This is a genomic window from Streptomyces sp. NPDC048643 (assembly GCF_040650615.1).
Lineage (GTDB): Bacteria > Actinomycetota > Actinomycetes > Streptomycetales > Streptomycetaceae > Streptomyces.
On record NZ_JBEZHO010000078.1, the window covers coordinates 24,562 to 30,842 of the forward strand.

General features: G+C 64.1%; 3 protein-coding genes. 1 reads left to right on the forward strand and 2 read right to left on the reverse strand.

Features of this window, described 5'->3' with window-relative positions; all coding sequences use genetic code 11:
- Nucleotides 1-166 precede the first annotated feature (166 nt).
- Nucleotides 167-370, reverse strand: a complete 204-nt coding sequence (locus AB0C62_RS40130; RefSeq protein WP_362981992.1) for a hypothetical protein — start codon at nucleotides 368-370, stop codon at nucleotides 167-169.
- Between the two features lie 1,039 nt (nucleotides 371-1,409).
- Here AB0C62_RS40130 and AB0C62_RS40135 point away from each other — a divergent pair.
- Nucleotides 1,410-2,864 carry a hypothetical protein gene (locus tag AB0C62_RS40135; RefSeq protein WP_362981994.1) on the forward strand — a complete coding sequence of 485 codons (1,455 nt, stop codon included), beginning with the start codon at nucleotides 1,410-1,412 and terminating at the stop codon, nucleotides 2,862-2,864.
- 612 nt (nucleotides 2,865-3,476) lie between these two features.
- On the opposite strand, the gene AB0C62_RS40140 is transcribed toward AB0C62_RS40135, so the two are convergent.
- On the reverse strand, nucleotides 3,477-5,879 hold the full coding sequence (locus AB0C62_RS40140; RefSeq protein ID WP_362981996.1) for a restriction endonuclease: 2,403 nt from the start codon (nucleotides 5,877-5,879) through the stop codon (nucleotides 3,477-3,479).
- Nucleotides 5,880-6,281 lie beyond the last annotated feature (402 nt).

The window sequence follows — 6,281 nt, forward strand, 5'->3', positions numbered from 1 at the left end:
GTGCTTCGGGAGACAGAGGGATCACGAACAACTCTCATGTACGCAGGAGGAAATCGGGACGGAAGGGACCGACTGAGAGCCGAGACACTGTCCAATAGGCGGGGCTGCAGAGGAAACCGGCCTTGGCCCACAACAGCTGGCCGGGGCCACGGCTCCAGGTCCCGGCTTATGCCCGCAGCCGGTGGTCGATCGTGTGGCCCAGCATCCGGTACTCCGAGCGCTGTCTTGCGCTGGCGGCGTCTACCGGCACCGGATAGCGAGCCAGACGCCTGCGGTAGTCCGCTGACAGGTCACCGACTCCTGGCAGATGTTCGGAGAGAAACCGCGACATCACCGAAGTCGGGTCCTTGAGATACGAGGTGAGACTCATGGGGCGCATCCTGGCGCACCCATCCGGTAGTGCATGAAGCATCCCGTTTCAATACCGGACGGTAGCCGAAATTTCACGCCATCCCGGCCGCACCGGCCGCGCGGACGCATTGTCAGACCCTGCCTCTACAGTGCCCCAGCCCCTCCGTGAAGACGGAGGCCTGAGCTTGCACCTTGCCCGACCAAAGAGCGCTGCCACCTGCATCGATGATGCTGCAAGCAACGAGACGAGGCGAACGTTCCGCCGGTGGCCATTGGCGGGACGGACATCCAGCCAGGGCCCGACAATCGGAGAACAGTCGGCGGACAGCCTCGCGCTACACGCGTTGAGTCCCGGCAATCCGTTGGAACAAATGACCGGAAGAATCACGTCGTGCCTCGAGCCCGCTTTAACTTCGAGACGTGTCCGACACGCCGCCCGCGCCAGGCACATCAGTGCTGCGCGCTGTCGCCATGCCAGGCCGGCCGCCGCTGTGCACGCCGACACGATGCGAGGGAACCGATGGAAGCTGGCGAGGGGATCCCGCAGCGCTGATGAAAGACAGATGATCAACCAGGAGCTGGCCGTGCGATACCTGGCGGATGAAATGAGTGGCTATCCCGTTAAGGCGCCAGAGCGCTTGATTCGCAAGCATGCCACCGAGCACGACTTCGGTCCGCTTCTGTCGGGTCGGAGCACTCGGAGATACGCAAGCCGGCGGGAATTCATGAACCGGAGGTGCGCAGAGCAGGGCGCACGATCGTCGCGGGGGGTGCCCCAGGGGCCTGGGGCACTTTATTGCTTCGCGGCCGGGTGGTCAGTCAGAGACGGATGTGGCTCCGAGGGGCGCAGTCGGCGGGAGTGATTCGCGGCTGTAGCAGCGCAGCTCTTGCCGTATGAAGGGATAATAGCTACCCCTGCGGATCTCGCGTCTAACTATACGGCAGATTGAGCAGGCGAGTTCGAGCAGGCTCCGGTATAGGTAAACAGCCCTCGTTATGCCCTTATTTTCCAGTGGCTTCCCCTAACTTGCTGAAAGAACTGACGTGATGGAGATGGTATGGCGGACAAAACGGAGGTCATGCGTGAACTGTGGCCGCAAGTGCTGGAAACAGCGAAGAAGCAGCGGCGGTTCACCTGGATTCTGCTGAGCCAGAACGTGAAAGTGACCTCCTACGATGGCGCCACACTGATACTGACCTGGGTCAGTTCGGGTGCATTGGATAATTTCGTCAACTCGGACTCGCTCGGCGTGCTCGAGGAAGCGCTTGGAAAGGTCCTCAATCATCCGGCCTCCGTCGAGTCGGTCCTTGAAGAGGAAACAACGGCTCTCGTGCATCCCATGCCAGAAAGCCCAGTGACGCCGCCACACTCGCCTGTCGCCGTCACGGCTCCTGTCTCCTCCTTGCAGCCGGATGTGCCAGTGATATCCACCTTGCATCGCGTACTCGCCCAGACGGCGTTCCTGATGCACGAGCAGGGCGACAACCGGGCCGCTGCCCTCCTGGTAAAGGTAGAGGACGTGGAACTAGCCCCCAAAAGCCGGTCCGAGGACCGGGAGGCCGCTGTCCTCATCGTGCCGTCCCACCTCGTTCCCCGGTTCACCGACGACGTCAACACAGCCATCCAGCCGGTGTTCGAGCACGTAGCAGAGCGGCATGGCCTGGAGATCAGCGGCATTACTGCCGCGCCTGCGCTTCCAGAGATCGGTAACGACTGGCGACAGCTCCTGCAAACGATGCTGGCCAAGGGAGCAGTACCCAGCCAGACGTCTACGACCCACGCCAAGCAACCCTCCCTCGCCACTAACAGCCAGGACGTCGTAGAGGGACGGCCGCAAAAGAGGTGCACTCGTCACGGCAAGACCACTGGTCGCCGATGCCGCCGCGCAGTTGCCGAATGGCCGGCCCACGACGACCTTCCTTCACCTGTAGCCGCCTGCACCGGTCACCTCACCCCTGAGGAACGGGCGGCCTGTCAGCAGGCCCGCGACCGGTCCGCAAAAGAGAACGCGGCCCGCTGGAGGGCAGAGCTCACCGAGCGCGAGACCCACGGAGCCGTACCAAAGCCTGCAGCGGATCTGAACTCCACTTCGCAAGCGTGTATCGGCGAGTGCATTTCGCAGGAGCGTGCATTGGGGCGTGACTCCGACGGAGCGACGGTGACGTGCGCAAATTGCGATGGGTGGGTGTGCGTGAGCTGCGGACAAGCTCAGGTTGAGGGGATGCTCGACCTCTGCGCCGACTGCTCTGAGGTGGAGTCTATGGACGACCCTGAACCCGAGTGGCACTCGGAGTATGAAGGCGGAACTGACACTGACCTACATCCCCATGCCCGGTTGACGGATATGGTCAACGAACTGGTCCAGGCGACAGGCAGTACACATCGCCAGGTGAATGCGCGCCTCAACCGCAGCGTTGGAGTGACCACCAGGGTCGGTGCCGACGAACAGGTCATCCGCCGCGTAGCCAGCGCAGCCCGCTCTTGGCTCGACCGCCTCAGCTCTTCCAGCTGACGAGAAGTTGTCGTTGCAGCTTGGTCGTTCTCCGCCGCCGGGCGAATGCCGAGGGGAAGATGAAGGCTGGGTGAAATGACGTCATCAGATGGGAGGGCCGTATGCGGTGGACGGCTGAGGAGCAGACCGCCATCCGTGAGCATGCCGCTGTGCTGGGCATCTCGGTGCAGGAATACGTCCGCCAATCCGCCAGCAGCCGAGCTCTGGACTGGCAGCGGGAACGGGACGCTTTTTGCGAGATGGCCCGACTGCGTGGCACGAGTGTCGAACAACTCCTTGAGCGGGGCGTGCTCACGGATGACACAGCCTGACTGCTGTTTCGCATGCAGGCGTATCCGCGGCGGAGCTGTTCATCTGCAGCATTGGCGCGTAGCACACACATGTGGCGAGTCCCGGCTTTACCCGGCCGGGTCCTCGCAAGTCTGGTTCTCCGGGATAGTCGAAGAAGGATGTGGCGCCCGAGGCCAATGGCTGGTTCGCACCGCGTGCGCCACCAGCGTCGGCGCGGTACGACCGGTATCCGTGTCGGCGCAGCGCAGCGGAACAGAGCTCACCCGGCCCCGCCTTCGGCGGGGGCTGGCAGGAATCCCAGGCTGTCAGGCCTGGAGAGCATCAAGTTCGCTCAGGCGCCGAGGAAGTGCCCAGGGAGCGGAACAAGGCGGCCACGGAGGCGGTGGTGTCGGCGGGGGGCGCGGTCACAGGAATGTGACGGGGCAGTACGACCGGGGCTCGCCTGGGCGAAGACAGCATCTCCTCTTTCTCGGCGTCGAGCAGCGGGGACAGTCGCTCGCGGGTGTCGGAGAAAGTCCATCCGACGACATCCTCGATCGAGTCGATCTGCTCGGCAATGTTATCCGGGTCGTAGTCGTCGAAGTAGCGTGCCAGGTAGGCGTCGATGTCGGTGGGCGAGTACGTGTCGATGGTCGGTCCCAGACCAAGAGCGGCCAGTGAGTTGGCGTACTGGACCAGCGCGTCGGCCAGGTCTGCTTCGTAGCCGGTGCCCTGGTGGCGGGCGATCCGCGGTTCGTGCCTGGCCCAGGCGTGACTGATCACCTCGCGGATCCGAGAGATCGGATCGAGGAACGAATGGCCGCGCGACCAGAGGGGAGTGGCACCTTCGATTGCCGCAGCAAGTTCCGTAACCAGTTCAGCCAGCGGTTCGATGGATGTCATGCCCAGGCCGTCCACGAGCAGCGTGACGCGGGCGAGGGCGTCGGCGAACCAGTCGGCCGGCAGCGCTGCCCCGGCAGTTGTATGGCGGTCACCGTGAAAGCGCGCGATCAGAGTCAGAGCTTCGACGAGCGAGGTCAGTTCGCGAAAGCTCCCGCCGGCGAGATCTTCCGCATCGCACGGGTAGAGGTTCCACAGCTCCCGCAGCCGAGTCAGCAACTCCCGGGCGCACATGTCGAGAACATCGCGGAACAGGTCTTCGCCGCTGGAGAACAGTCGCAGGTTGACTTCCAGCTCGGTGGCCTCGCCCCTCCTGCACACAGGAATCAGATCATCGAAGCTCACTGCGTTCCTGATGATGGCGGTCATCGCGCCGGGACTCATGGATAAATAGCGGATGAGGAAGTCCCGCTGGCTGGGATCGGCCAAGGCCAGGCCCGGGCTTGAGCCATCGAACGCCTTCGTGATCCACGAGCCGTTGAGCCGCTCGACTGCGGCATCGACGTGAGACTCCGACGATGCGATGCCCCCCAGCCGCCGGATGACGTCCTGCCACTGCGCCCATTGCGAGTCCATCAGCGACAGGGTCAGCAACAGCTGCTGATCGACCGGCGGAAGCGCACGGAAACTCGCCCCCCAGATCTCGTGAGGGTTCTCCAGTGCCTCTTCCAGGTCGCCGATCAGCTCCTGGGCACTCCTCGCCGCATTGCGCCGAACGACGATCTCGATGAGACGAGGGGAGTAGTTCGGGTGGCCGGCCACGCCTTGCCACCAAGCCCCGACGGAAAGGTCCTGCCGAGTCTGCGGATTGGTGACGGACAGGTGGACATGATTGAACAGCATTCGGCTGCGGACGTCGTAGGGGAGGCGCTCCACCGGAACGTGACAGTGCGCGAGTTGCTCGACCGCTCGTCGGGAGGCGTCACTGAGCCGCACGGTGTCCTGCAACACCTGCACCCGACTCGTCATGATCAAAACCTTGGATGCCAAGCTGCTGGTCTGCCGCTCCACGACCGACTCGATGAACTCGGACATGTCCGTGTCGTGGTGACGGGAACCGTGGTCCTGATGGTGTGTCTGGCCCCAGGCGTCGTCGAAGAAGAACACCGTGGGAGTGTCGTCCCCCAGCCATGCCCACCACTGATCGACGGTCCGCGGGTCAACGACCACCCGGAAGCCGCGATGCCACCACAGCAGCAACAGGTACTCGGCGATCGTCGTCTTGCCCGCACCGGGTGCCCCGCTCAGCAGCACACAGCCGTGCTCCTCGAGGGCCGACTCGGCGACCTCGCAGGTCTCGTGATGCACAAAGCGCAGATAGTTGCGCTCGATACGCTGGATCCTGGACTCGCCGCGCAGGAAGACCCCGCCCTGCATCACGGCGCGTACCGCTTGCGTCGAGGAGATCCACAGCTTGAAATGCCGCCGCTCGACCTCGGGGTGCAAGGCGAGCACGGCATTGAGCCAGCCTCGCCCGTACACCTCCACCGTATCGGCGACCCCCGCCAGCGCCTTCTGCGTCTCCCTCTCGGCGCCAGGGGTCAGTTCAGCGGACGTGACGAAGAGATACCGGACCAGCGTGAACCCCATGCCGGCCGCTTTGCCCGCCTCGCTCCTGGCAGCCCGGAGAACTGAGCTCTTGTCCGCCGAGGGCGTGTGCTTGCACTGCACCACGACCCAGCCCTGGTCCGTGGCCGCTTTTAGGTCGATCCCCCCGTCGGCACCCACCCGGTACGTGGAGTAGATCAAGCGATCCTGCGCGGACAGCAAGTCACGGACGAACACTTCGAAGTCGTAGGGGGACAAGCTCGCAAAGTCATAGTCCGGAGCAGCGATCCCGCTCACCTCTCAAGATCCTCAAAGCATCGACGGGGGCAGTCGCCCCCGGAAGGTCGTACCACACACTGCCCCAAGGACCGCAGGTACTATCCCGGCAGCAAAGACGCCCCGCAAACCGCCCCAGCTGCGAGGCGATAAACGTCGATTGGGCCGACCAATGGGGCTTGGCCTGGTTGGCAGTTGCGGCACCGTCGTCGGTGAGGGTGGTGAGGTCGACGCCTTGGTCGCCGGTGCCGCCGATGGGGGCGGTGCCGCGGGAGATGCTGGCGGCCAGGGACCAGGGACCAGGGACCAGGGACCAGGGACCAGGGACCAGGGCCCGCTGGGACAGCCGTGCTGCCCGGCGTCTCCGAGGTCGTCTACGTCACCTACACCGAACAGCTGAACTGACGAACAGCGCCAACGCAG